Origin of the sequence: Nocardioides cremeus (assembly GCF_030518195.1) — a bacterium.
In the GTDB taxonomy this organism is placed as follows: domain Bacteria; phylum Actinomycetota; class Actinomycetes; order Propionibacteriales; family Nocardioidaceae; genus Nocardioides; species Nocardioides cremeus.
Genome location: NZ_JAULSC010000011.1, coordinates 88,559 through 112,267, shown reverse-complemented (window position 1 = coordinate 112,267; position 23,709 = coordinate 88,559). Strand labels below are relative to the sequence as shown.

The 23,709-nt window shown below is 74.4% G+C and carries 22 protein-coding genes and 1 other RNA gene; 11 read left to right on the top strand and 12 right to left on the bottom strand.

Going from position 1 to position 23,709, the window contains the following annotated elements:
• The first annotated feature begins 273 nt into the window (after nt 1–273).
• Nucleotides 274–1,065 carry a hypothetical protein gene (locus QWJ41_RS12570; protein ID WP_302708652.1) on the top strand — a complete coding sequence of 264 codons (792 nt, stop codon included), beginning with the start codon at nt 274–276 and terminating at the stop codon, nt 1,063–1,065.
• On the opposite strand, the gene yaaA is transcribed toward QWJ41_RS12570, so the two are convergent.
• Nucleotides 1,052–1,831 carry a peroxide stress protein YaaA gene (gene yaaA / locus QWJ41_RS12565; protein WP_302708650.1) on the bottom strand — a complete coding sequence of 260 codons (780 nt, stop codon included), beginning with the start codon at nt 1,829–1,831 and terminating at the stop codon, nt 1,052–1,054. The genes QWJ41_RS12570 and yaaA overlap by 14 nt on opposite strands.
• A gap of 21 nt (nt 1,832–1,852) precedes the next feature.
• Between yaaA and QWJ41_RS12560 the strand changes: the two genes are divergently transcribed.
• Nucleotides 1,853–3,313 carry an RNB domain-containing ribonuclease gene (locus tag QWJ41_RS12560; protein ID WP_302708648.1) on the top strand — a complete coding sequence of 487 codons (1,461 nt, stop codon included), beginning with the start codon at nt 1,853–1,855 and terminating at the stop codon, nt 3,311–3,313.
• A gap of 27 nt (nt 3,314–3,340) precedes the next feature.
• Here the strand turns inward: QWJ41_RS12560 and QWJ41_RS12555 are convergent, their stop codons facing one another.
• The 3 genes from QWJ41_RS12555 to QWJ41_RS12545 all read right to left on the bottom strand — a co-directional run bounded on the left by QWJ41_RS12555 (nt 3,341) and on the right by QWJ41_RS12545 (nt 6,162).
• Nucleotides 3,341–3,751: a hypothetical protein gene (locus QWJ41_RS12555; protein WP_302708646.1), complete on the bottom strand. Its 411-nt coding sequence runs from the start codon at nt 3,749–3,751 to the stop codon at nt 3,341–3,343.
• An 82-nt stretch (nt 3,752–3,833) separates the two neighbouring features.
• Nucleotides 3,834–5,189, bottom strand: a complete 1,356-nt coding sequence (locus QWJ41_RS12550; protein WP_302708644.1) for an Acg family FMN-binding oxidoreductase — start codon at nt 5,187–5,189, stop codon at nt 3,834–3,836.
• Nucleotides 5,190–5,277: 88 nt separating this feature from the next.
• Nucleotides 5,278–6,162 (bottom strand): universal stress protein, encoded by an 885-nt coding sequence (locus QWJ41_RS12545; protein WP_302708642.1) that lies wholly within the window; start codon nt 6,160–6,162, stop codon nt 5,278–5,280.
• Nucleotides 6,163–6,328: 166 nt separating this feature from the next.
• Between QWJ41_RS12545 and QWJ41_RS12540 the strand changes: the two genes are divergently transcribed.
• The gene (locus QWJ41_RS12540; RefSeq protein WP_336623292.1) at nt 6,329–7,039 is read left to right on the top strand and encodes a response regulator; all 711 of its coding nucleotides are present in this window, start codon (nt 6,329–6,331) and stop codon (nt 7,037–7,039) included.
• A gap of 86 nt (nt 7,040–7,125) precedes the next feature.
• On the opposite strand, the gene QWJ41_RS12535 is transcribed toward QWJ41_RS12540, so the two are convergent.
• On the bottom strand, nt 7,126–8,190 hold the full coding sequence (locus QWJ41_RS12535; protein ID WP_302708641.1) for a class I fructose-bisphosphate aldolase: 1,065 nt from the start codon (nt 8,188–8,190) through the stop codon (nt 7,126–7,128).
• 203 nt (nt 8,191–8,393) lie between these two features.
• On the opposite strand from QWJ41_RS12535, the gene QWJ41_RS12530 reads away from it, so the two are divergent.
• Nucleotides 8,394–8,579 (top strand): hypothetical protein, encoded by a 186-nt coding sequence (locus QWJ41_RS12530; protein WP_302708640.1) that lies wholly within the window; start codon nt 8,394–8,396, stop codon nt 8,577–8,579.
• Here the strand turns inward: QWJ41_RS12530 and QWJ41_RS12525 are convergent.
• Nucleotides 8,576–11,344, bottom strand: coding sequence for an HAD-IC family P-type ATPase (locus QWJ41_RS12525; protein WP_302708638.1), 2,769 nt, complete (start codon nt 11,342–11,344; stop codon nt 8,576–8,578). The genes QWJ41_RS12530 and QWJ41_RS12525 overlap by 4 nt on opposite strands.
• Nucleotides 11,345–11,438: 94 nt before the next feature.
• Nucleotides 11,439–11,837: RNase P RNA component class A (rnpB, locus tag QWJ41_RS12520), an RNA gene on the bottom strand.
• 54 nt (nt 11,838–11,891) lie between these two features.
• Between rnpB and QWJ41_RS12515 the strand changes: the two genes are divergently transcribed.
• Entirely contained in the window at nt 11,892–12,308 is a 417-nt protein-coding gene (locus QWJ41_RS12515) for a tetratricopeptide repeat protein (RefSeq protein WP_302708636.1), read from the top strand.
• A gap of 18 nt (nt 12,309–12,326) precedes the next feature.
• On the opposite strand, the gene map is transcribed toward QWJ41_RS12515, so the two are convergent.
• A complete protein-coding gene (gene map, locus QWJ41_RS12510; RefSeq protein ID WP_302708635.1) occupies nt 12,327–13,175 on the bottom strand; it encodes a type I methionyl aminopeptidase in 849 nt (282 codons plus the stop codon).
• A 44-nt stretch (nt 13,176–13,219) separates the two neighbouring features.
• On the opposite strand from map, the gene QWJ41_RS12505 reads away from it, so the two are divergent.
• Entirely contained in the window at nt 13,220–13,429 is a 210-nt protein-coding gene (locus QWJ41_RS12505) for a hypothetical protein (protein WP_302708633.1), read from the top strand.
• Between the two features lie 4 nt (nt 13,430–13,433).
• On the top strand, nt 13,434–13,724 hold the full coding sequence (locus tag QWJ41_RS12500) for a hypothetical protein (protein WP_302708631.1): 291 nt from the start codon (nt 13,434–13,436) through the stop codon (nt 13,722–13,724).
• A 53-nt stretch (nt 13,725–13,777) separates the two neighbouring features.
• On the opposite strand, the gene QWJ41_RS12495 is transcribed toward QWJ41_RS12500, so the two are convergent.
• Nucleotides 13,778–15,058: a hemolysin family protein gene (locus QWJ41_RS12495; protein WP_302708629.1), complete on the bottom strand. Its 1,281-nt coding sequence runs from the start codon at nt 15,056–15,058 to the stop codon at nt 13,778–13,780.
• Nucleotides 15,059–15,073: 15 nt separating this feature from the next.
• A complete protein-coding gene (panB, locus tag QWJ41_RS12490; protein WP_302708627.1) occupies nt 15,074–15,931 on the bottom strand; it encodes a 3-methyl-2-oxobutanoate hydroxymethyltransferase in 858 nt (285 codons plus the stop codon).
• A gap of 191 nt (nt 15,932–16,122) precedes the next feature.
• On the opposite strand from panB, the gene galE reads away from it, so the two are divergent.
• Together galE and QWJ41_RS12480 are read left to right on the top strand one after the other, a co-directional pair.
• Nucleotides 16,123–17,136, top strand: coding sequence for a UDP-glucose 4-epimerase GalE (gene galE, locus QWJ41_RS12485; RefSeq protein ID WP_302708625.1), 1,014 nt, complete (start codon nt 16,123–16,125; stop codon nt 17,134–17,136).
• Nucleotides 17,137–17,205: 69 nt separating this feature from the next.
• Complete coding sequence (locus tag QWJ41_RS12480; RefSeq protein WP_302708623.1) at nt 17,206–19,260, top strand: NAD(+) synthase; 2,055 nt, start codon at nt 17,206–17,208, stop codon at nt 19,258–19,260.
• Between the two features lie 169 nt (nt 19,261–19,429).
• Here QWJ41_RS12480 and QWJ41_RS12475 read toward each other — a convergent pair whose 3' ends face one another.
• Both QWJ41_RS12475 and QWJ41_RS12470 read right to left on the bottom strand, forming a co-directional pair.
• Nucleotides 19,430–20,278: a JmjC domain-containing protein gene (locus QWJ41_RS12475; protein WP_302708622.1), complete on the bottom strand. Its 849-nt coding sequence runs from the start codon at nt 20,276–20,278 to the stop codon at nt 19,430–19,432.
• The gene (locus QWJ41_RS12470) at nt 20,275–21,459 is read right to left on the bottom strand and encodes a GNAT family N-acetyltransferase (protein WP_302708620.1); all 1,185 of its coding nucleotides are present in this window, start codon (nt 21,457–21,459) and stop codon (nt 20,275–20,277) included. The genes QWJ41_RS12475 and QWJ41_RS12470 overlap by 4 nt, the downstream gene beginning before the upstream one ends.
• Nucleotides 21,460–21,718: 259 nt before the next feature.
• On the opposite strand from QWJ41_RS12470, the gene QWJ41_RS12465 reads away from it, so the two are divergent.
• Entirely contained in the window at nt 21,719–22,327 is a 609-nt protein-coding gene (locus tag QWJ41_RS12465) for a hypothetical protein (protein ID WP_302708618.1), read from the top strand.
• Between the two features lie 43 nt (nt 22,328–22,370).
• A complete protein-coding gene (gene glnA, locus QWJ41_RS12460; protein WP_193669216.1) occupies nt 22,371–23,708 on the top strand; it encodes a type I glutamate--ammonia ligase in 1,338 nt (445 codons plus the stop codon).
• Nucleotide 23,709 lies beyond the last annotated feature (1 nt).

Here is a 23,709-nt window from a genome sequence, read left to right as displayed (position 1 = left end):
CGACCTGAGGACTCAAGTGGAAGAGCCGGATCAGACCGGCGGGTCAGCCACGCCCACTCCCCGAGTTCCACCGCGAATCAGCGAAATCACCGATCACGAATCCAACGTCGGTGGATCAGGGTTCAGGACTAGTGCGCGGAAGGTCATGGCTCCACCGTGCCTCGGGCGCCGCCGGCGGGCTTCACCCCCCGCGGTGGGGGAATCCGCCCGTTCCGGACCCGGGGTGGGGCATGATGGAGGGGTCCGAGCAGCGCCGATCCATGGGGGGTCCCGGTGGCAGAGCCAGACTCGCCCGCAGGCGAGCGCTCCGCCGCGCCCTCGGACACTCCCTCGCACACCCCCTGGCAGTGGTCCTCGGTGCGCGAGCGCGCGACGACCGCCGCGCCGGTGCGGGTGCTGCCCTCCGCGGTGGGCGCCGAGCTGGTGGCTGCGCTGCGACCCGTCGAGGTGCCTGTGCCCGCGCCGGGCCCCGAGGGTGACGCGGTGCGTCGCGAGCGGCGTACGACGTGGGGGCTGCGGGTCGCCGGCGCCGCCTTCGTGACCCTGGCCGGCGTGGGGCTGCTGGCCACCGACATCGGGGCGGGCATCCGCGAGGAGGTGCTGGCCCAGCTGCCCGACCTGCTGGTGCCCGGCTCCGGCAGCGAGCCGCTCGAGCCGGCGGCCGGCACGGTCGAGCCGGGGACCGATCGGTCCTCGCTCGACGCGCAGGCCTCGCCGGTGGTGCCCGGCACGCTGCTCACACCCTCCCCGGTGCCGCTGGAGCCGACGGCCCCGGTCGTGGGCCCGGTGGGTCCGGTCACCCCGGTCGACCCGCCAGGACCGACCCCCACCCCGCCTCCGCCCCCCGCACCCCCGCCCGGGCCGACGCCGCCGCGCGGCAACGTCTCCTCGTTGCTCGACCCGGTGCTGGGCGGCGCCGCAGACGTCGCCGGCGGGGCCACGGGCGGGCTGACCGGCCCGGTCACGGGCGCGGTGCTGCCGGTCACCGATGCGGTCACCGACCTGCTCGACGGCGTCGTGGACCCGGTGGTCGGGCTCCTCGGCGACCTGCCTAGAGGTCGCTGACGACCACGTCGAGCTGGGTGCCCTTGGCGCCCGGGTCGCCGGCCTCGACGTGCCAGCCCAGGTCGCGCAGCGCCTCGGCCAGCCGCGCGGGGGTGCGCGGGTTGGCGCCGTCCTCGAGCAGGGCCCGCACCAGGCGGCCCTTGGTGGCCTTGTTGAAGTGGCTGACCACCTTGCGGACCCCGTCGACCTCGTGCAGCACCCGCACCGTCGCGACGCGGGCCGCCAGGTCGGGCGTGGGGCGCCAGAAGGCGGCGTACGTGCTGGAGCGCAGGTCGACGAGCAGCCCGTTGCCCAGCGCCTCGGCGGTGGCCGCCCCGAGCACCTCGCGCCAGGCCCCGGCGACGGGGCCGAGGCCGGGCAGGCTGGTGCCGCCCGAGAGCCGGTAGGCGGGGATGCGGTCACCCGGGCGCACCAGCCCGAAGACGCTGGAGGTGATCGCCAGCCGGCTGGTCGCGCGGCGCCGGGCGGCAGGGGTGAGGGTGGCGACGTCGAGGGCGTCGTAGACGACGCCGGCGTACACCGCGTCGGCGCGTGCGGTGGGGTTGGTGCGCAGCCCGCGGTCGAGGTCGACGAGGTCGAGCTGGGTGCTGCCGACGTCGAGGACCCGCGCCGCCTCCTGCGGATCGCCCGAGCACAGGTCGACCAGCGCGTCGAGCACCCGCTCGCGGGTCGGGGTCAGGCCGGGGAACGACAGGGAGGCCAGGTCGAGCGGCTTGCCGCGCCGGGGAGCGGACTTGCCCTCGCTGGGGGGCAGCAGGATCAGCATGGTGGTCGTTATGGTGCCTGCATGCCCAGCAACCGCGTGCTCCGGGTCCGTACCCATGACGACGGCGTCGCCGCGCACCGGTTGCGCGAGGGCGTCGAACAGCTGAGGAAGGAGCTGGGGGTCACCCCGCACTTCCCGCCCGAGGTGGAGGAGGCGGCCGCGAAGGCGGCCGCCGAGCCCCGGCTGCCCGACCTCGACCGCACCGACCTGCCGATGCTGACCATCGACCCCGAGGGTGCCCGCGACCTCGACCAGGCGATGCACATCGAGCGTGACGGCGACGGCTTCGTGGTGCACTACGCGATCGCCGACGTGGCCGCCTTCGTCAGCCCCGGCGACCCCGTCGACCTCGAGGCCAACCGGCGCGGCGAGACGCTCTACGCGCCGGAGTCGAAGGTGCCGCTGCACCCGCCGGTGCTCAGCGAGGGCGCCGCCTCGCTGCTGGCCGGCGAGACCCGGCCCGCCCAGCTCTGGACGATCCGGCTCGACGCCGAGGGCGAGGGCACCGACGTACGCGTCGAGCGGGCGCTGGTGCGCTCGACGGCCCAGCTGACCTACCAGCAGGCGCAGGCGGGCCTCGACGACGGCTCGGCGCCCGAGACCGTGCGGCTGCTGGCCGAGGTCGGCCCGCTGCGCCTGGCCCGCGAGGCGGCCCGGGGCGGGGTCTCGCTGCCGCTGCCCGAGCAGGAGGTCGAGGTCGAGGGCGAGCACTGGCACCTCGGCTTCCGCGAGCGGCTGCCGATGGAGGACTGGAACGCCCAGATCTCGCTGCTCACCGGCTACGGCGCCGCCGACCTGATGGTCTACGCCCGCGTCGGCCTGCTGCGCACCCTGCCGCCGCCCGACCCGCACGACGTGCAGCGGCTGCACCGCACCGCCCGCGCGCTGGGCATCGATTGGCCCGCCGAGATGCTCTACCCCGACTTCATCCGCACCCTCGACCCGAGGGTGCCCGCGCACGCCGCGATGGTCGACGCCAGCACCCGCCTGCTGCGCGGCAGCGGGTACGTCGGCTTCAACGGCGAGCTGCCCGAGCAGCCGCTGCACGCGGCGCTGGCCGCCGAGTACGCCCACGTCACCGCGCCGCTGCGCCGCCTCGGCGACCGGTACGCCGGGGAGGTCTGCCTGGCCCTGTGCGCCGGCACCGAGGTGCCCGACTGGGTGCTCCAGGCGCTGCCCGGCCTGCCCGAGACGCTGCGCACCTCCGCCCAGCGCGCCAGTGCCTACGAGCGCGGGGTGCTCGACCTGGTCGAGGCCGGCGTGCTGGAGGAGCGGGTCGGCGAGGTCTTCGCCGGGGTGGTCGTCGACGTCGACGAGAAGGACCCCACCCGTGGCTCGGTCGTCGTGCAGTCGCCCGCCGTCGAGGGCCGGCTCACCAGCGGCGGCGCAGACCTGCCGCTCGGCACCCACGTACGCGTGCGGCTCGTCACCGCCGACGTGCAGGAGCGCCGGGTGGCTTTCGAGCTGGCCGAGCAGGGCTGAGCTCCGACCTCACGATCGCCCGGGGGTTCATCGTGCCGGGTGGGCGGTGATCTCCTCGGCGAGGGCGTCGGGGTCGGCGACGGTCAGGGTCACGCCGGGGTGCACGATCCGGCCGGTGGGGTCGATCCCCTTCACCGGGGTGCGCAGCTCGAGGCAGACGGCGGCGTCGCCGTTGGTCGCGAAGGTGACGCCCTTGTCGGTGAACGACAGGTGCGGCGGCCCGACGGTCTTGAGGTAGGCGAAGCCGCCGCTGCGCTGCACCCCGGTGATGTTCTCGATCGGGGTGCGCAGCCGCCAGGCGCCGAAGCGCACCCGCAGCTCGGGCGAGTCGGCTCCCGGTTCGTCGACCTCCACCCACGCCGTGCGGGGGGTGATGGCCAGGGCCAGGGCAGGCAGGCGGTAGGCGGTGCTGAAGGCGAAGGGGTAGCGGTGGGCCATCGGCCCATCACAGCACGTCACCCGCGCCGAGCGGCACGCCCGCGCGGGGGACCGGGGGGTGCGCGGACCAGGCGGGGCCCGCTCAGCGCACCAGCACGTCGGCCAACGGGCGCCTCGGGCTCGGTGCGAGCCGCTCGCGCGAGCTCTCCTGCCAGCCCACCCGCACCAGCAGCTGCGGCACCAGGGCGCTGCCCAGCACGTCGTCCTGCAGGGCCCGGCGGGTCTCCGGGCGCTCCACGACGTGGCTGAGCGGCACCATCGACAGCAGCCCGGTGGTGGCGGTCAGCCAGGCCCGGCTCAGGGCCGCCCCGGCGCGCAGGTGGTCGAGCGGCTCGTCGGTGGGGGTGGCCAGCACCAGCACCCCGTCGGCGCGGTCGATGCCGCCGGGGTCGACGACCGGCCGGTCGTCGAAGCGGGTGGCCGGACCCTCGGTCGCCGGCACGGGGACCCCGTCGTGGGCGCTGCGCTGCACCCAGGCCTGCTGCTCGGCCCGCACCTCGGGGTCCTGCGACAGCAGCGCCCGGGCCTGCTCGACCAGCTCCTCCAGCCGGTGCCGCCGACCCTCGTCGACGACCGGTACGACGGCACAGCCCTCCCGGGCGCCGACCGCCGCCAGGTGCTCGAGCCGCGGAGCCGGCACCTCCCAGCTGGTGAAGCGCCGCCGGTCGGTGACCCGGGCGGTGATGGCGTCCAGGTCGGCGCGCGCCTCCGCCTCCCCGTCCGGCGTCTCCGGCGTCGGCTCGAGGGTCACCCGGGCCAGCAGCGTCGAGGCCGGCCCGGAGGGCAGCCGCTCGACCGTGCAGGCCTGTCCGAGCCCTCGGGCGGCCACCTGCAGGTGGTGCAGGGCGGCGCCGCAGCTGATGCGCAGGTTGCGTCCGTCGGGGTCCGACACCCTCAGCTGGCGCGCGGGGTCGGCGTACAGCTCGACGACGGGGCCGTCGACCCGCCACAGCCAGGGCTGGGTGTTGTGCACGCTCGGGGCGCGGCACGCCAGCTGCAGCAGCCTGCGCACGAGCGGGTCGAGGCCGTCGTCGCGGTCGTGCGCCGCGGTGAGCACGCCCACCACGTCGCTGCGGCTCAGCACCCCGACCACGTGCCCCCGGCCGTCGACGACCGGCAGGCTCGTGACGCTGGAGGAGCCCAGCAGATCGGCCGCGGTGGCCAGGTCGGTGTCGGGGCCGAGCCGCGCGGGCACCGGCGCCATCACGTCGGCGACGACGGACGGCGGCGTGCTGTGGCTCGGCGCGCCCGGAGCCTGGTGCGGGACCCGCCCCCGGATCACGTCGACCTCGTGCAGCAGGCCCTGCAGCCTGCCGGTCGCGTCCACCACGGGCAGCGAGGTGACGTGGTGGTGCCCGAGCAGCGCCAGGGCGTCGTCGACGCCGGCGTCGGTCGTGGTGGTGAGGGGTGGTGCGGTCATGACCTCGGCGACCCGCATGGTCGGCTCCTCTGGTGGGCCCCCTGTCTGACGAGGGGGGCGGTCCGGTGCTCGGGGTCCCAGGCTCCGCCGCCCGGCAGCGGCCGCGTCAGGGCCCAAGGTCCTCGCCGGCGGGGACGCGCGTCGGCCCCGGTTCGCGCTCGTGCTCGGGACGGCTCAGCACCACGGGGCACTCGGCCCACGGCAGCACGGCGCGGGCCACCGGGCCGAGGTACGTCGCCGGCCCGCCCCGGTGCTCCCGGCGGCCCAGCACCAGCAGGTCGGCCGAACGAGCGGCCGCCAGCAGCCCAGACGCGGGATGACCCTCGACCACCGAGACCTCCACGTCGCAGGCGTCGCCCCCGCACTCGGTCACGACCTCGTGGGCGCGCCGGCGCAGCTCGTCGAGACCCTCGGCCGGGTCGGGCGCCAGCGACCCTGGGCGGTTCACCAGCACCCGCAGCACCGCCCGCGCGAGCCGCGCGCGGCGTACCGCCTCGGTGACCGCTGCCCGGTCGGGCCGCTCCGGGTCGAGCCCGACGGCCACCAGTGAGCGCCGGGGCGCGCTCCACGACGGCGGCACCACGCACATCGCGACGTCGGTGAGGTCGGCGAGGGCCGCCGAGACCGAGCTCGTGGAGTGCCACGAGGTGCTGTCGCGGCGACCCGTGACGACCAGGCGGGCGGCCGGCGCGGCGGCCACCAGGACCTCCGCCGGGTCGCCCACCACCTGCTCGGTCTCGACCGTGACCCGGTCACCGGCCTCGTCGCGGCAGGCCGTCGCGGCGGTGCGCAGGGCCGCACGTCCCTGCTCGCGGGCCAGTGCCGTGGCAGCGACCTGCAGCAGGTGGACGGTGCCACCACCGCGCGCGGCCTCCCTGGCGGCCCAGCGGGCCGCCGGCCCGGGGTGCGAGCCCCCGACGGCCACGAGCACGCGTCCACGCGGGGAGGCGTGCCCCGGGTCCGGGGTGGCCTGCGACGAGGTGGGTGCCATCCGACCACGGTGCCGCGCGCGCCCGGCGCGGGGCAGGGCCGTTGGTCGCAGGCACGGGGGGCCGGAGGTCCGTGGCGGTGTGGCGCCGGCGCTGCGGGACCAAGGTCCCGCCGGGTGGTGCCCCTGGGCCGGGGCCCGCCGGCCCGGGGGCGCCTAGGTTCGGAACATGTCAGAAGTCGACGGCTCGGCCGGGCCGCGCGAGCGGCCGGTGATCCGGGTCTACCTGCTCGACGACCACGAGCTGGTGCGACGCGGCACCCGCGACCTGCTGGAGAGCCAGGGCGACATCGAGGTGGTGGGGGAGTCGGGGTCGGCCCAGGAGGCCGCCCGGCGGATCCCCGCGCTGCGCCCCGATGTCGCCGTCCTCGACCAGCGCCTGCCCGACGGCTCCGGGGTCGAGGTGTGCCGGCACGTGCGCTCGGTCGATCCCACGATCGCGGCCGTCATCCTGACCTCCTACGACGAGGACGAGGCGCTCTTCGCGGCCATCATGGCCGGGGCCGCGGGTTACGTGCTCAAGCAGGTCAAGGGCAACGACTTCGTCGAGACCGTACGCCGCGTGGCGGCCGGGCAGTCGATGCTGGACCCCGCCGTCACCGCCCAGGTCCTCGCCCGGGTGCGCGAGGGGCCACCCGAGGACTCGGTCACCAAGCACCTGACGGCCAAGCAGAGCCAGGTGCTCGACCTGGTCGGGGAGGGCCTGACCAACCGCCAGATCGCCGAGCGCCTGGAGCTGGCCGAGAAGACGGTGAAGAACTACGTGTCCACGGTGCTGGGCAAGCTCGGCGTCGAGAGCCGCACCCAGGCCGCCATCATCGCCACCCGCCAGCGCGAGTCCGGGCGCCGCCGGCCGGGAGGTTCATCGGCCGGCCGATGAACCACCCGGGTGGCCGATGAAGTTTTGTCGTCCACCCAGGAGATCCGTCGGCCGGCCGATGAATCTCCGCGGACCTCACCCGGACCTCACCCGGCGACCGGGGCGGCCGGCTCCTTGTCGCGGTGGTAGCGACCCGCACGCGCGGCGCCGGTGAGGCGGGCGCGCTCGGCGAGGACCGCCTGGGCGGCGGCCGTGTTGGCGGGATCGCCCCGCCACGCGTCGAGCACCGGGGCCTGCAGCGCCCGGCCGTAGGAGAAGCTCAGCTGCCAGGGCTGCGGGGCCGCCAGCTTGTTGAGGGCGTCGAGCCGAGCGGTGGCCTGCTGCGGGCTCTGGCCGCCGGAGAGGAAGACGATGCCGGGCACCGAGGCGGGCACGGTGTCCCTCAGCACCGCCACGGTGCGTCCGGCGACCACGTGGTCCTCGAGGTGCTCGGTCTCGGGGGAGAGGGTCCCGGGCAGGACCATGCTGGGCTTGAGCAGGGTGGCGTCGAGGGCGACCCGCTGACCGGCCAGCTCGGCGTACACCTCGCGGAGCACCTGCGCGGTCACCTCGGCGCAGCGCTCCAGGGAGTGCGAGCCGTCCATCAGCACCTCGGGCTCGACCACCGGCACCAGGCCCGCCTCCTGGGCCAGCGCCGCGTGGCGCGCCAGCGCGTGGGCGTTGGCGTGCACGCACGCCGGGGTCGGAAGGCCGGTGTCGATGCGCAGTACCGCCCGCCACTTCGCGAAGCGCGCGCCCAGGGCGGCGTACTCCGCGAGGCGCTCGCGCAGCCCGTCGAGCCCCTGGGTGACCACCTCGCCCGGTGAGCCCGCGAGCGGCACCGTGCCCCGGTCGACCTTGATGCCGGGCACGATTCCGGCGCCGGCGAGCAGCTCGGGCACCAGGGCGCCGCCGCTGGTGCGCTGCCGGATCGTCTCGTCGAAGAGGATGACGCCGCTGACGTGCTCCTCCAGGCCGGGGGTGGTGAAGAGCAGCTCGCGGAGGGCCAGCCGGGTCGCCTCGGTCGACTCGACGCCGATGCGCGCGAGCCGCTTGGTCATCGTGGGCAGGCTCTCGTCGGCGGCCAGCAGGCCCTTCCCGGGGGCCACCAGGGCCTGGGCGGTGGAGGTGGCCGTGGAGGTGGGCGTCGAGGTCGGCATGGGGGTCGGCATGGGTGCTCCCTGTGCTCGGTCGGTCCGTGGGTCGATCGGTAGGTCGGTCGGTCGGTCCCAGGCTGTCGCGGACGGCGCGGGGTGCCCACGGCCGTCCGGCCCGCCGCGGGGGTCCGTTGGGCCCTGGCGCGGGGAGGGGCCCCGGCGCAGGGTGGGTGCGGCCCGGGTCCTCGGGCACCCACGGCACGAGGAGGGGGAGTCACATGGCGGGCGAGAGCAGCGGCGGCGCGGCGGGCGGCGGTGCGATCTACGGCCTCGGTGTGCTCGGCGCCTGGGTCTACTTCTGGCGAGACGCCCCCGAGGGGTTCTGGTGGCACGTCCTGGCGGTGCTGGAGGGCATCGTGTGGCCGGCGTTCATGGTGTACGAGGCCTTCTCGGCCCTCGACTAGGGACCCCGGGTGGGTCGCCGCAGCCGCTTGTCGGTGGCGATGACCAGGCCCGCCAGCGCGGCGACCGCGGCGATCCGCAGCCAGGTGCCTGCGGGCAGCGGTGCGGTGCCGAAGACCGCGTTCATCGCCGGCAGGTAGGTGATGGCCGCCTGTCCCGCGGCCTGGGCACTCACGCCCACGAGCAGCCACCGGTTGGTGAACAGGCCCAGCCGCCAGGCCGGGAGCGTGGGGGAGCGGCAGCTGAAGAGGTAGACGGCCTCGACCACGACGAAGACGTTGAGCGCGGCCGTGCGCGCCTCGGCGAGCCCGGCCCCCCGTGACTGCTCCCACTGGAAGAGCCACCACGACCCGGCGACCAGCAGCGCCGAGACCAGCAGGATGCGGGCCATCAGCGCACCCGTGAGCAGCGGCTGCTCGGGGTCGCGCGGCGGCCGGGTCATGATGCCGTCCTCGCGCGGCTCGAAGGCGAGCATCAGCCCGAGCAGCACCGCCGTGGTCATGTTGATCCACAGGATCTGGGTGGGCAGGATCGGCAGCGCTGCGCCCAGCAGGATCGCCACCAGGATGACCAGGCCCTCGCCGATGTTGGTGGGCAGCGTCCAGGCGATGAACTTCGTCAGGTTGTCGAAGGCGCCACGACCCTCCTCCACCGCGGCCTCGATGGTCGCGAAGTCGTCGTCGAGCAGCACCATGTCGGCCGCGTCCTTGGCCACCTCGGTGCCGCCGGTGCCCATCGCCACGCCGATGTCGGCCTGGCGCAGCGCGGGGGCGTCGTTGACCCCGTCGCCGGTCATCGCCACGACGTGGCCCCGACCCTGCAGCGCCTCGACCAGGCGCAGCTTCTGCTCGGGAGAGACCCGGGCGAGCACGACGGCGCTGTCCACCGCGGCCGGCAGCTCTTCGGCGTCGAGGGCCGCCAGGTCGGTGCCGGTGAGCACCGGCGCGGGGCCGGTGGCCGACTGGTCGAGCAGCCCGACCTGCCGGGCGACGGCGGTGGCCGTGGCGGCGTGGTCGCCGGTGACCATCTTGACCGAGACGCCGGCGGCCAGGCAGGCCGCCACCGCCCGGGCCGCGGCGGGCCGGGGCGGGTCGAGCATCGCCTGCAGGCCGGTGAGCACCAGGTCGTCCGGCACCGCCCCGGCGTCGAACGTCGCCGGGGCGTGGCGCTCGGGGCCGGTCAGCGGACGCACCGCGGTGGCCAGCACGCGCAGCCCCTGCTGGGCCAGTGCATGGGCGGCCTCGAGCGCGAGCGTGCGGTCGACGGGGCCGAGCGACCCGTCGGCGCGCAGCTGGCGGGTGCACCGCTCGACCACCTGCTCGACGGCTCCCTTCACCGCGACCACCTGGTCGGTGGGGTCCACGGCGGTCGGGTCGCGGTGCAGGGTGGCCATCCAGCGGCGCTCGGAGCTGAAGGGGACCGTCGCCTCGCGCGGTGCCAGGGCCTCGACCCGGTCCCGGCCCAGACCCGCCTTGGCGCCGGCGACGAGCATCGCGCCCTCGGTGGGGTCGCCGACCACCCGCCACCGTCCGTCGTGCTCGGCCAGGGCGGCGTCGTTGCACGCCACCCCCACCAGCAGCGTCCACCACAGCGCCGACCGCGGTGCCGGGGCCAGGGTGGCGCCCGCGCCGTCGCACAGCTCGCCGTCGGGGGCGTAGCCCGAGCCGGTCAGCAGCACCTCGCCGGCGGGGGTCCACACGGCGCGCACGGTCATCTGGTTCTGGGTCAGGGTGCCGGTCTTGTCGGAGCAGACCACGGTGGTGCTGCCCAGGGTCTCGACCGCGGGCAGGCGGCGTACGACGGCTCGCCGACGCGCCATCCGGGCCACCCCGATGGCCAGGGTGATGGTGACCGCGGCGGGCAGCCCCTCCGGGATGGCTCCCACGGCCAGCGCCACCGCGGCGGTGAAGGTCTCGGCCATCTCCTGCCCGCGCAGCAGGCCGACGCCGAACGTGGCCGCGGCCAGCGCCACGATGGCCACCGTCAGGAGCTTGCTGAACCAGGCCAGCTTGCGGGTCAGGGGCGTCGAGAGCCCCTCGGCGGCACCGACCAGGCGGTGGATGTCGCCCAGCTCGGTCTCCGCGCCGGTGGCCACGACGACGCCGGTGCCGCTGCCGGTGGTGACCAGGGTCCCGGAGTAGGCCATGTTGCGGCGGTCGGCCACCGCCACGTGGTCGGGCAGCACCACCTCGTCCTTGGCCACCGGCGCCGACTCGCCGGTCAGCGCCGACTCGTCCACGCGCAGCTCGTCGGCGCGGGTCACGCGCAGGTCGGCGGGCACCTTGGCGCCCTCCTCGAGCACGACGAGGTCGCCGGGGACCAGCTCGGCCGACGCCAGGCTGCGCACCTGCCCCTCGCGCACGACGCTCGCGGTGGTGCGCACCATCGAGCGCAGCCCCTCCAGCGCCGCCTCGGCCCGGGACTCCTGGACGAAGCCCACCGCAGCGTTGACGACCACGACGCCCAGGATCACGGTGGAGTCGACCAGCTCGCCGAGGGCGGCGGTCACCAGCACCGAGGCGAGCAGCACGTAGATCAGCGGGTTGTGCAGCTGTCGCGCCAGCCGGCGCAGCGGGCCCGCGCTCCGGGTGGCCGGCAGCGCGTTGGGCCCGAAGCGCAGCAGCCGCCCGGCGGCCTCCGCCTCGCCCAGGCCCCGCTCGGGGTCGGTGGCCAGCAGCAGGACCACCTCGTGGGCGGGGAGCCCGTGGGCGGCGTCGGGCGGGTGCGCAGGCCGGGTCGCGCTCTCGGAGGTGGTGGGGTCGGCCATGGGTGCCAGCGTCGCGTGGAGCGGCCCGGCCGGGGCAGGCACCAACGCCCCGCCCGCGGGGGACCAAGGTCCCGCTGGGGGAGCGGCCCGGGTGCGGACGGGCTGGCCTGTAGGCCGGGTTCTGTCCCCGGGCCTCTCGGACCGGGGGGCGACCATCCATCTAGGCCCACCGTTGCCGGTGGGCTCCAGCGGTCTACCCGCGTGCTCGGGCGGGCCGCCCTCAGACGCACGCGCGCCACCACGAGTGGTGGCTTCTTGACCTTGCTCCAGGTGGGGTTTGCCTAGCCGTCCGGGTCGCCCCGGACGCTGGTGGGCTCTTACTCCACCGTTTCACCCTTGCCCCGTCCGGCCGGAGCCGGTCGTGGCGGTCTGTTCTCTGTGGCACTGTCCCGCAGGTTGCCCCGGGTGGGGGTTACCCACCACCTCGCCCTGTGGAGCCCGGACCTTCCTCGGCGTCCCTCGTGAGGGACGACGCGGTCGCCCGGCCAGCCCGTCCGCGCCTCCAGGGTAGCGGAACACCGGGGTGGCCCCGTGCGTTGGACCTTCCATGAGCGAGGAGTACCCGATCCAGGCCCCGCCGCTGCTCTTCCCCGGGCAGTGGGCGCCCGAGTCCGCCTACCGCACCGCCTTCGACCTGCTGGCCCGCAACGCGCCCGGGCCGGCGCTCGAGGTGATCGAGCCCGCCCTCGACCGCGAGCCCGACAACCGCGGGCTGCGCTCGTTGCGGGCCTGGGCCTTCCTCCTGCGCGCCCAGCTGGGTCGCGCCGAGGACGACCTGCGGGCGCTGGTCGCGGAGCGTCCCGACGACGTCTGGGCCTGCCACGCGCTGGGGCGCAGCCTCGAGCGCCAGAGCCGGTACGCCGAGGCGCTGGGCTTCCTGCGCCTGGCCGCGGTGATGAGCGACGACCACGAGCACCGGGTCGACGTGCTGCGCGTCGAGGGCCGCCTCGGCGACGACGCCTGACCGGCCGCCGGCCACCGCTCAGGGGTTCGTCAGCACCTCGGCGCCGTCGGCGGTCACCAGCAGGGTGTGCTCGAACTGCGCCGAGCGGCGCTTGTCGGCGGTCACGACGGTCCAGCCGTCGTTCCACATCTCCCACTCGTGGGTGCCGAGGTTGAGCATCGGCTCGATGGTGAAGGTCATCCCGACCTCGATCAGGTCGTCGTGCTGCGGGTCGTCGTAGTGCGGCACGATCAGCCCGGAGTGGAAGTGCGTGCCGATGCCGTGGCCGGTGAACTCGCGCACCACGCCGTAGCCGTGCCGCTTCGCGAACGACTCGATGACCCGGCCGATCACGTTGATGCGACGACCAGGCTTGACCGCCCGGATGCCGCGCTCGAGCGCCTCGCGGGTGCGCTCGACGAGCAGCCGCGACTCCTCGTCGACGTCGCCGGCCAGGAAGGTCGCGTTGGTGTCGCCGTGCACGCCGTCGAGGAAGGCGGTGATGTCGATGTTGACGATGTCGCCGTCCTCGACGACCCGGCTGTCGGGGATGCCGTGGCAGACCACCTCGTTGACGCTCGAGCACAGCGACTTTGGGAAGCCGCGGTAGCCCAGCGTCGAGGGGTAGGCGCCGTGGTCGCAGAGGAACTCGTGGCCGATCCGGTCGAGCTCGTCGGTGGTGACGCCGGGCACGACGTGGCGACCGACCTCCTCGCGGGCCTGCGCGGCGAGCCGGCCGGCGACCCGCATCCGCTCGATGGTCTCGGCGTCCTTGACCTCGGGCCCGGTGTAGGGCGCGGGCGCCTCGCGGTCGACGTACTCGGGGCGCACGACGTGGGCGGGCACGGGTCGGCGCGGAGACAGGGTCGCAGGGGCCACGGGAGTCACGCCGACCGAGTCTAGGCGGCGGGCGCACGCGTTAGTCTCGGGGCATGAGCGAAGGCGGCAACCCCGACCAGTACTGGTTCTGCGTCAAGCACCACCGGGTCGAGACGGTCGACGACCTGTGCCCGGCCAAGCACCGCCTGGGCCCCTACGACTCCCGCGAGGCGGCGGCCAACGCTCTCGACATCGCGCAGGCGCGCAACGAGGAGTGGGACGAGGAGGACGAGCGCTGGGACGACGCCGGCCTCGAGGACTGAGCCGGTGGTCTCGCGCCGACGTACCCGTCCTGCCCCGCGCCCCGACGCCGCCGACCCGTGGCCCTTCGTGGGCATGGTCGGCATGGTCACGACCTTCTTCCTGTACGCCGCCAGCGCACCCTTCACGCCCTGGTGGGTGCAGACGCTGATGCTGGTGTGGTGGGCCTTCTGCCTGCTCGTCGCCTCCGCCTGGTTCACCCTGCACCCGCGCTGGGTGCCCTGGGTGGCGGTGGTCTCGGCGCTGAGCTGGTTCGCGGTCGTGCTGCCCGGAGGCATCTGGCTCGGCTGGGAGTGACCCGCTAGCGCGGCGTGACCCGCAGGACCTCGTCGGCGCCGCCGCCGCGGTCATCAGTCCGGCGCGTCCCCGGGCGGGGCCGGCCGCACCTCGAGCCGGGTGATCCGGTGGCCCGCCAGCCCCACGACGTACAGCTCGGCGTCCCCGACCGGCACCCGGTCGCCGAGGTGCGCGATCCGCCCCAGGCGGTGCAGCACGAAGCCGGCGGCGGTCTCGTAGGGCCCGTCGGGCAGCACCAGCCCGGAGGCGGCCCCGAAGTCCTCGATGCTCAGCCCCGCGTCGAGGCCGCCGGTGCCGTTGCGGGCGTGGGCCAGCGGGGCGTCGTACTCGTCGTGGATCTCGCCGACGAGCTCCTCGACCAGGTCCTCGAGGGTGACGATGCCGTCGGTGCCGCCGTACTCGTCGACCACCACGGCGATGTGGCTGCGGTGGTCGCGCATCCAGGCCAGCGTTGGCAGCACCTTGTTGGTGCCGGGCAGGAAGGCGATCTCGCGGGCCAGCGACGAGACCGGCGCCTGCGGGTCGGCGCCCAGGAGGTCGCGCACGTGCAGGAAGCCGTGCACGTCGTCGGGGCCGCGGCCCACCACCGGGTAGCGGGAGAAGGAGTGCTCGAGCACGGTCGCGACGGCCTGGTCGACCGTGGTCGTGGCGCCGAGCACGACCGCGTCGCCGCGCGGGCGCATCACCTCGCGCAGCGTGCTGTCGCCGGCGTCGAAGACGTCGGTGAGGATCTGCCGCTCGGCGGGCTCGAGGCCCTGGTGCTGGTCGACGAGGTAGCGCAGCTCCTCGTCGGACATCTCCTCGGACGCCGCGTGCGGGTCGCCGCCGAGCAGCCGCACCACACCGTTGGTGGAGGCCGACAGGAACCACACCACCGGTCGCATCAGCGTGGCGAAGCGGTCGAGCGGCGGTCCGACCAGCACCGCCACGCTCGCGCTGCGCTGCAGGGCCATCCGCTTGGGCACCAGCTCGCCGAGCACCAGGGAGGTGTAGGCGATGGCCAGGGTGAGGGCGACCAGCGCGAGCGTGTCGGCGGCACCGGTGGGCACGCCGAGGGCGACCAGGGCGGGCGCGAAGTCGGGTGCCAGGGTCGAAGCGCCGTACGCCGCGGAGAAGAAGCCGGCGACGGTGACGCCGATCTGCACCGCGGCCAGGAACCGGTTGGGGTCGCGGGCCACGGAGGCGACCCGTGCGCCGCGCCCGCCCTTGCGCTCGAGCTGGTCGAGCTGCGACTCGCGCAGCGAGACCAGGGCGATCTCGGTGCCGGCGAAGACACCTCCGACGACGACGAAGAGCAGGACGAGGCCGAGGTTGAGCAGGGTCTGGGTGTCCACCGGACCTCCCGGGTCCTAGAAGGTGTGCTCGGGGGCGGGGAAGGTGCCGCCCTTGACGTCGGCGGCGTAGGCGCGCGCCCCCTCGAGCAGCACGCTGTGCACGTCGGCGTACTGCTTGACGAAGCGGGCCATCCGCCCGGTGCGCAGCCCGAAGGCGTCCTGCCAGACCAGCACCTGGCCGTCGCAGCCGGCGCCGGCGCCGATGCCGATGGTGGGGATGGCCAGCTCGGCGCTGATCTCGGCCGCGACGTCGCCGGGCACCATCTCCATCACCACCGCGAACGCGCCGGCCTCCTGCACCGCCAGCGCGTCGCGGCGCACCCGGTCGGCGGTCTCGCCGCGGCCCTGCACCCGGTAGCCGCCCAGGGCGTGCTCGGACTGGGGCGTGAAACCAATGTGCGCCATCACCGGGATGCCGCCGCGGGTGAGCTTCTCGATGACCGGCACCATCTCGACACCGCCCTCGAGCTTCACGCAGTGCGCCCCGGCCTCCTTCATGAACCGCACCGCGGTCAGGTAGCCCTGCTCGGGCGAGGCCTGGTAGCTGCCGAAGGGCAGGTCGCCCACGACCATGGCCCGTCGCGCGGCGCCCGCGACCGCGCGGGTCAGCGGCAGCAGCTCGTCGACGGTGATCGGCAGGCTGGTCTCGTTGCCGAGCACGTTGTTGGAGGCCGAGTCGCCCACCAGCAGCAGGTCGATGCCGGCCTCGTCGAAGGTGGCCGCGGTGTACATGTCGTAGGCCGTGAGCATCGTGATCTTGTCCCCGCGCTCCTTCATCTCGCGCAGGTGGTGGGTGCGCACGCGCCTGGCGGGGGCGGGGCCGGGGGCGGCCGCGGGGGTGCCGCTGCCGTAGGGGGCGGTCTCTTCGCTCATCGTCGAGCTCCTCGTGGTGCATCTCGCGGCTCCCTGCTGGAGTCCACGGACTGCCACCCAGGCTAGGCCCGGGCCTGCTCCGGAGCCGATGTGGTGCTGCTCACCCCGGCCGGGGCCCCGACGGTACGACGTCCGCGGGTCGCCGGAGCGGGGGGAGGACTCGCGGTCCACGACCGGCTAGGTTGCAGCCCATGCGCGTCCTCGTCTCCGGCGGTGCCGGCTACATCGGTTCACACACGGTCCTGGCCCTCATCGAGGCCGGGCACGACATCCTGGTCGTCGACGACTTCTCCAACGCCAAGCCCACGGTCGTCGGGCGGCTCGAGGCGCTGTCGGGGCGCCACATCCCCGTGCACGCCTTCGACCTGACCGACGCCGACAAGACCTCGCACCTCTTCGACACCGAGACGATCGACGCGGTGATCCACTTCGCCGGCTACAAGGCCGTCGGCGAGAGCGTCGCCAAGCCGCTGAGCTACTACGAGAACAACCTCGGCTCGACGTTCTCGCTGGTGCGCGCCATGCAGCGCCACGGGGTGCACAAGCTGGTCTTCTCCTCCAGCGCGACCGTCTACGGCACCGACCAGGCCGCTGCCACCGAGGACCGCCCCACCTTCGCCACCAACCCCTACGGCTGGACCAAGGTGATGCAGGAGCAGATCCTGCGCGACGTCGCCGCCGCCGACCCCGACTCCCGCTTCGCGCTGCTGCGCTACTTCAACCCCGTCGGCGCGCACCCCTCGGGCACGATCGGCGAGGACCCCAGCGACGTGCCCAACAACCTGATGCCCTACATCGCCCAGGTGGCGGTCGGCCGGCGCGAGAAGCTGCAGGTCTTCGGCGACGACTACGACACCGTCGACGGCACCGGTGTGCGCGACTACATCCACGTCGAGGACCTCGCGGCCGGCCACGTCGCCGCGCTCGAGGCGCTCGAGCGCACCGAGGAGCCGGTCAGCACCTGGAACCTGGGCACCGGGCGCGGCACCAGCGTGCTCGAGCTGCTGCACGCCTTCGAGCGGGCCGTGGGCCGCGAGCTGCCGTACGAGGTCGTGGCGCGGCGCGCCGGCGACGTGGCAGCGTCGTACGCCGACCCGTCGAAGGCGAACGCCGAGCTCGGGTGGCGCACCGTGAAGACCGTCGACGAGATGTGCGCCGACACCTGGCGCTGGCAGTCGCAGAACCCCGACGGCTACCCCGACTGACCCGGCACGGGTCCGGGACCACCCCGCTGGTCGTCCCGCGGGCCCGGGTCGGCTGACACACTGCGTGCCGTGGACTTCTACAACGCCTACGCGCACGGGTTCGCCCGGGTCGCGGCCTGCACGTTGCCGGTGGCGATCGCCGACCCGGCCGCCAACGCCGCACGGGTGCTGGAGCAGGCCCGGCACTGCCACGACGACGGGGTCGCGGTCGCCGTCTTCCCCGAGCTGTGCCTGTCGGGCTACGCCATCGAGGACCTGCTGCTCCAGGACGTGCTGCTCGACGCCGTCGACGCGGCGGTGGCGAGCGTGGTCGAGGGCTCGCGAGAGCTGACCACCGTGCTGGTCGTGGGGGCCCCGCTGGTCGTCGACGGCCGGGTCCTCAACTGCGCACTGGTCGTGCACCACGGCGAGGTGCTCGGCGTGGCGCCGAAGTCCTACCTGCCGACCTACCGCGAGTTCTACGAGCGGCGGCACTTCGCACCCGGCGACGACCGCCGCGGCGGCAGCGTGACCGTCGCTGGTCAGTCGGTGCCGTTCGGGCCCGACCTGCTCTTCGACGTCGTCGACGTGCCCGGCCTGGTGCTGCACGTCGAGGTCTGCGAGGACATGTGGGTGCCGGTGCCGCCCTCGGCGGAGGCCGCACTGGCCGGCGCCACGGTGCTGGCCAACCTGTCCGGCAGCCCCATCACCGTGGCGCGGGCCGAGGACCGGCGCCTGCTGGTGCGCTCCGCCTCGCACCGCTGCAACGCGGCGTACGTCTTCGCGGCCGCGGGCCAGGGGGAGTCGTCGACGGACCTGTCGTGGGACGGCCAGACGATGATCTACGAGGTCGGCGAGCTGCTGGCCGAGGGCGAGCGCTTCCCCGAGGGCCCGCGCCGCACCGTCGCCGACGTCGACCTCGACCACCTGCGCCAGGAGCGGCTGCGGATGGGGACCTTCGACGACAACCGGCGCACGCACGCCGAGCGGACCTCGCAGTTCCGCACCGTGCGGCTCGAGCTCGCACCGCCGGCGGGCGACCTGGGGCTGCGGCGCAAGGTCGACCGGTTCCCGTTCGTGCCCGACGACCCCGAGCGGCTCGCGCTCGACTGCTACGAGGCCTACAACATCCAGGTCTACGGCCTGGAGCAGCGGATGCTGGCGATGAGCAGCGAGACCTGGGCGCCCAAGGCCGTCATCGGCGTCAGCGGCGGCCTCGACTCCACCCACGCCCTGATCGTGGCCGCCAAGGCGATGGACCGTGCCGGGCGCCCGCGCAGCGAGATCCTGGCCTACACGATGCCCGGCTTCGCCACCGGCAGCGAGACCAAGGACCTCGCGACCCGGCTGTGCGCCTCGCTCGGGGTCACCTTCGAGGAGATCGACATCCGCCCGGCCGCCGAGCAGATGCTCGACGACCTCGACCACCCCTACTCCGAGGGGGAGGACGTCTACGACGTCACCTTCGAGAACGTGCAGGCCGGGCTGCGCTACGACTACCTCTTCCGCCTGGCCAACCACCGCGGGGGACTCGTCGTCGGCACCGGCGACCTCTCCGAGCTGGCGCTGGGCTGGTGCACCTACGGCGTCGGCGACCAGATGTCGCACTACAACGTCAACGCCGGGGTGCCCAAGACGCTCGTGCAGCACCTGATCCGCTGGGTCGCCGACAGCGGGCAGTTCGAGGACGAGACCAACGACGTGCTGCGCGAGATCCTCGAGCTCGAGATCACCCCCGAGCTGATCCCCGCCACCGAGGACGCGCCCGAGCAGCGCACCGAGGACACCGTCGGGCCCTACTCGCTGCAGGACTTCACGCTCTACCACGTGCTGCGCCGCGGCTACCGGCCCAGCAAGATCGCCTTCCTGGCCTGGCACGCCTGGCACGACGTCGAGGCCGGCGAGTGGCCTCCGGGCTTCCCCGCCGACAAGCGCGGCGCCTACGACCTGGACACCATCCGCGACTGGCTCGAGGTCTTCGTGCGCCGTTTCTTCGCCAGCCAGTTCAAGCGCTCCGCGCTGCCCAACGGCCCCAAGGTCAGCGCCGGCGGCACGATGTCGCCGCGCGGTGACTGGCGGATGCCCTCCGACGCGGCCCCCACCGCCTGGCTCGCCGAGATCGAGGCCAACGTCCCCCACAGCTGACCCGGCCTGAGCTTCGCCCTGACCCGGCCTGAACTTCGCCCTGACCCGGCCCAGACTTCGCCCCGAGCCGGCCCGAAGTTCCTGCGTGCGGGGAAGGGCCGGCTCGGCGGGAAGTTCGGGCCGGGTGGGCGGGAAGTTCGGGCCGGCTCGGCGGGAGATTGGGGACGGGTCAGCGGCGGCGTACGGCGGCCTTCGCCTTCTCGGCCGCGGAGATGGCGGTGGCCTTGGCCCGGTCGGCGCTGCGGCGGGTGCCGGGCGCGCTGGGGGTCAGGCCGGCGCGGCGCAGGTAGTTGTTGGCGCGCAGCACCCGGGCCTCGTCGGCCAGGGCGTGGCTGCGCCAGGTGACCGACAGCGAGATCGACAGCGCGGGGCCGTTGACCACCTTGTGCTGGGTGTAGGGCGGCACGTAGATGCCGTCGCCCGGCTGGAGGTGGTGCTCGACCGGGTCCTGCACGTCGTGTCCCAGGTTGCGGTGCCCGCCGCCGACCAGGCGCTCGGCCTCGCCGGCCCGGGCGTCGGGGCTGGCCCAGCGCCCGGTGACCATCGTCTTGGTGCCCTGCACCTGCAGCAGCACGTTGTGCTCGGGGTCGATGTGGGAGGGCGTCATCGACCCGGGCGCGGAGAGGAAGACGAACCCCTCGCGGTGGTAGGCCTGGCCCGGCCCGGAGACCAGGTCCTCGATCTCGTCGAGGCAGGAGTCGAGCAGTGCGCTGTAGCGCGGGTCCTGCTCGACGTTCTTGACCACGCACCAGGCGCCGTTGGTCTCCAGGCCCAGGATCATCTCGCGCAGCTCGAGGTCGAGGGTGGGCGCGCGACCGTCGGCGACAACGTCGGGCAGCGCGCCGACGTTGTGCTCGATGCTCTCGGCAGGCAGCGAGACGGCGAGGTCGGCCAGCGCCTCGAGAGTCAGCAGGTCGTGCGAGCGCAGGGCGTGGGTCACCTCCTGCGGCTCACCGGTCTCACCGGCGGTGCGCAGGGCGCGCACGGACTGCTCGTCGAGGTGCAGCAGGCTGGTCATGGTCGGTCCTCTCGTGGGTCGGTCGTGGTGCGGTGGCGCCGCACGGCCGCCGCGGTGGTGGCCACGGCCCGCGCCCAGCGCACGGCCAGCGCGCCGCGCCGCGGGCTCAGCGCGACGGCGAGCGTCACCAGAGTCCGGTCGTCGCCGTGCAGGCGTCGTGCCATGGGGTGGTCGGGGGCGGCGCAGGTGTCGACGAGCGCGGCGCCGGAGTCGTGGAAGCGGGAGAGCTGGTCGAGGTAGAGCAGCAGGCCGGGGGAGCAGGCCGCGTGCTGCTCGTCGTAGGCGATCTTGAAGGTGAACTGGGTGTCGCCGTCGCGCAGCACCAGGGCCATCGCCGCGGCTCGGCCCTCGCGTCCGCGCAGCGCCAGGACCTCCAGGCGTCCCTGGGCGGCCAGGGCGCGGCACGCCTCGAGGAAGAACGCCCGCTCGGCCGGGCGGCCGGCGATGGCCCCGCCGTCGGTGCCCTTCCAGCCGGCTGCCTCCAGGGCCAGGAACTCCTGCAGCGCCGTCTCGAGAGCTTGCGCGGTGGCGCCCGCGGCCAGGTCGACGAGCTCGAGCCCGCCGCCGAGGCGTTCGTCGAGGCGTCGGCGCACCCGGCGCAGCTCCTTGCGCCGGCGCCCGCTCAGCCGCAGCTCGGCGTAGTCGTCGTGCTCGTGACGGCGCGTGACCGGGCGCGACTGCTCGTCGAGCCGGCGGGTGACGAGGCCGAGGCAGGCGGCCGCCGCCTCCACCTCCCGCACCACGTCGACATCGGTCTGCGGCAGCACGAACCACGCGTCACCGCTCTCGCGCAGCGCCGCCAGCGCCGCCCGCCAGCCACGCTGGTCGAGCGTGGGGGCGACGAGCGGCGTACCGAGGAAGTGGTGGGTGTGCGCCCACCCCACGCTCGCGCGCACCGGCGTACGACGGGTGCGGCGCCGTGGCGCGACGGGCAGCAGCAGCTCGAGGTGGCCGGGTGAGCCCACGGTCAGCATCCGTACGCCGCCCGGCTCGGCCAGGTGCCGCAGCGCGGGCAGCAGCACCGCGGGGGCCAGGAACGGGTTGGCGTGCCGGGCGCGGGCGCACAGGTCGGCCCAGGCGGCGGCGACCACCGGGTCGCCGGCGAGCTCCCCGGGCTCCACGAGCGCGGCGCTCGAGCACTCCGCGCCGGAGGGCGCGGCGTGGTCGACGGTGGCGCTCACGAGACTCCTGGTCGCTGTCGACGGCGGTCGGTCGCGGGAGCCGTGCGGGTGCGCAGGCGCGCGCCGCCCGCCCCCAGAGATCTGGTGCCCGCGAGGGCGCAGCGGCAAACCGGCACGGTGGTGCCGCCACAGGTGGTCCAGACCAGTCGTGCGGGCGGACCGAGGTGCAACCGCGTGACGTCGCGGTGCGTAGAGCAGATGACCATCACCCATCCACCCGTCCACTCTCGCAGCACCCACCGCCCACAGGAGGCACCCCGTGCGTCGCTCCACCCTCGCCACCCTGGCGACCCTCACCACCGTCACCGCCGGCCTCACCGCCGGACTCACCGGCGGCCCCGCCACGGCCTCCGCGACCGCCGCACCCCAGGCCGGCACCACCCGGGTCGTGCTCCCGATCGAGGACTGCCGCGGCTGCCGGGTGCAGGTCTACTCCGGCCTGGCCACCGACGACGCCGACGAGCCGCGGCTGTGGGCCTCGCTGGAGAAGCGGGTCCGCGACGGCCGGGTCGCCTTCGCGGTGCCGCACTCGCGCACCCCCGGCATGCAGGTCGTGGTCCGTGCGCCCTGGGAGGGCCACACCGGCTACGACACCAACGTCGTCTTCCGCTACGCCGGCCACGACGCCAGCGAGGTGGTCGACACCGAGGTCGCCGCCACCAAGCGCAGGGCCAGCAGCTGCTTCGAGGGCACCTCGCGCGACAAGGTCGTCCTGCCCGTCGTCGTACGACGCGTGGAGGTGCCCGGCGTGCACGGCCCGGTCGCCGGCACCCTGGCGCACCTGGCGACCACCACGCCGTGGCTGGCGCCGATGCGCCGTGCCCACGAGGGCGTCCTGGGCCAGCAGGACGTCACCGTGTGCCGGTGAGACCCTCCGCCCGGCCGGGGGCGCCCACCACTAGGCTCCAGCCATGGGCAAGCAGGAAGACTTCGTACTCCGTGCGCTCGAGGAGCGCGACGTCCGGTTCGTGCGGCTGTGGTTCACCGACGTGCTGGGCTCGCTGAAGTCGGTCGCGGTCGCGCCGGCCGAGCTCGAGAACGCCTTCGACGAGGGCATCGGCTTCGACGGCTCGGCGATCGAGGGCTTCGCGCGGGTCTTCGAGGCCGACATGCTCGCCAAGCCCGACCCCTCGACGTTCCAGATCCTGCCCTGGCGCGAGGAGGGCCCGGCCACGGCGCGGATGTTCTGCGACATCGAGATGCCCGACGGCACCCCGTCGTACGCCGACCCGCGCCACGTGCTCAAGCGCACGCTGAGCAAGGCGGCCGAGCAGGGCTTCGCCTTCTACACCCACCCCGAGATCGAGTTCTACCTCTTCAAGGGCCTGCCGGGCGCCGGCGACGAGCCGGTGCCGGTCGACCGCACCGGCTACTTCGACCACACCGCGCAGTCGGAGGGCGCCGACTTCCGGCGCGAGGCGATCACGATGCTCGAGCAGATGGGCATCTCGGTGGAGTTCAGCCACCACGAGGCCGGGCCGGGCCAGCAGGAGATCGACCTGCGCTACGCCGACGCGCTGACCACCGCCGACAACATCATGACCTTCCGCACGGTGATCCGTGAGGTGGCGCTGAGCCAGGGCATCTGGGCCAGCTTCATGCCCAAGCCGTTCACCACCCACCCCGGGTCGGGCATGCACACCCACCTCAGCCTCTTCGAGGGTGACGAGAACGCCTTCTACGAGGCCGGTGCGCAGTACCAGCTCTCCGCGACCGGGCGCCGCTTCATCGCCGGCATCCTGCACCACGCCCCGGAGATCTCGGTGGTCACCAACCAATGGGTCAACTCCTACAAGCGGATGATGTTCGGCGGCGAGGCGCCCTCCTACATCTGCTGGGGCCACAACAACCGCTCGGCGATGATCCGGGTGCCGATGTACAAGCCGCTCAAGGGCCAGTCGACCCGGGTCGAGCTGCGCACCATCGACGCGGCCTGCAACCCCTACCTGGCCTACGCCGCGGTGCTGGCGGCCGGCATGAAGGGCATCGAGGAGGGCTACGACCTGCCCCGCGAGGCCGAGGACGACGTGTGGTCGCTGACCGAGCGCGAGCGCACCAGCCTCGGCATCAAGCCGCTGCCCAAGAACCTGAACGACGCGATCAGCGTCGCGGAGGACTCCGAGCTGCTGGCCGAGACCCTCGGCGAGCAGGTCTTCGACTTCTTCCTGCGCAACAAGCGCGCCGAGTGGGACGAGTACCGCGGCCAGGTCTCCGCCTTCGAGCGCGACCGCATGCTGCCGGTCCTCTGAG

Excerpts from the sequence above, each read along its gene's own strand:
- yaaA (WP_302708650.1), bottom strand. The coding sequence starts at position 1,831 with ATGCTGATCCTGCTGCCCCCCAGCGAGGGCAAGTCCGCTCCCCGGCGC.
- QWJ41_RS12560 (WP_302708648.1), top strand. The coding sequence starts at position 1,853 with ATGCCCAGCAACCGCGTGCTCCGGGTCCGTACCCATGACGACGGCGTC.
- QWJ41_RS12555 (WP_302708646.1), bottom strand. The coding sequence starts at position 3,751 with ATGGCCCACCGCTACCCCTTCGCCTTCAGCACCGCCTACCGCCTGCCT.
- QWJ41_RS12550 (WP_302708644.1), bottom strand. The coding sequence starts at position 5,189 with ATGCGGGTCGCCGAGGTCATGACCGCACCACCCCTCACCACCACGACC.
- QWJ41_RS12545 (WP_302708642.1), bottom strand. The coding sequence starts at position 6,162 with ATGGCACCCACCTCGTCGCAGGCCACCCCGGACCCGGGGCACGCCTCC.
- QWJ41_RS12540 (WP_336623292.1), top strand. The coding sequence starts at position 6,329 with ATGTCAGAAGTCGACGGCTCGGCCGGGCCGCGCGAGCGGCCGGTGATC.
- QWJ41_RS12535 (WP_302708641.1), bottom strand. The coding sequence starts at position 8,190 with ATGCCGACCCCCATGCCGACCTCGACGCCCACCTCCACGGCCACCTCC.
- QWJ41_RS12530 (WP_302708640.1), top strand. The coding sequence starts at position 8,394 with ATGGCGGGCGAGAGCAGCGGCGGCGCGGCGGGCGGCGGTGCGATCTAC.
- QWJ41_RS12525 (WP_302708638.1), bottom strand. The coding sequence starts at position 11,344 with ATGGCCGACCCCACCACCTCCGAGAGCGCGACCCGGCCTGCGCACCCG.
- QWJ41_RS12515 (WP_302708636.1), top strand. The coding sequence starts at position 11,892 with ATGAGCGAGGAGTACCCGATCCAGGCCCCGCCGCTGCTCTTCCCCGGG.
- QWJ41_RS12505 (WP_302708633.1), top strand. The coding sequence starts at position 13,220 with ATGAGCGAAGGCGGCAACCCCGACCAGTACTGGTTCTGCGTCAAGCAC.
- panB (WP_302708627.1), bottom strand. The coding sequence starts at position 15,931 with ATGAGCGAAGAGACCGCCCCCTACGGCAGCGGCACCCCCGCGGCCGCC.
- galE (WP_302708625.1), top strand. The coding sequence starts at position 16,123 with ATGCGCGTCCTCGTCTCCGGCGGTGCCGGCTACATCGGTTCACACACG.
- QWJ41_RS12475 (WP_302708622.1), bottom strand. The coding sequence starts at position 20,278 with ATGACCAGCCTGCTGCACCTCGACGAGCAGTCCGTGCGCGCCCTGCGC.
- glnA (WP_193669216.1), top strand. The coding sequence starts at position 22,371 with ATGGGCAAGCAGGAAGACTTCGTACTCCGTGCGCTCGAGGAGCGCGAC.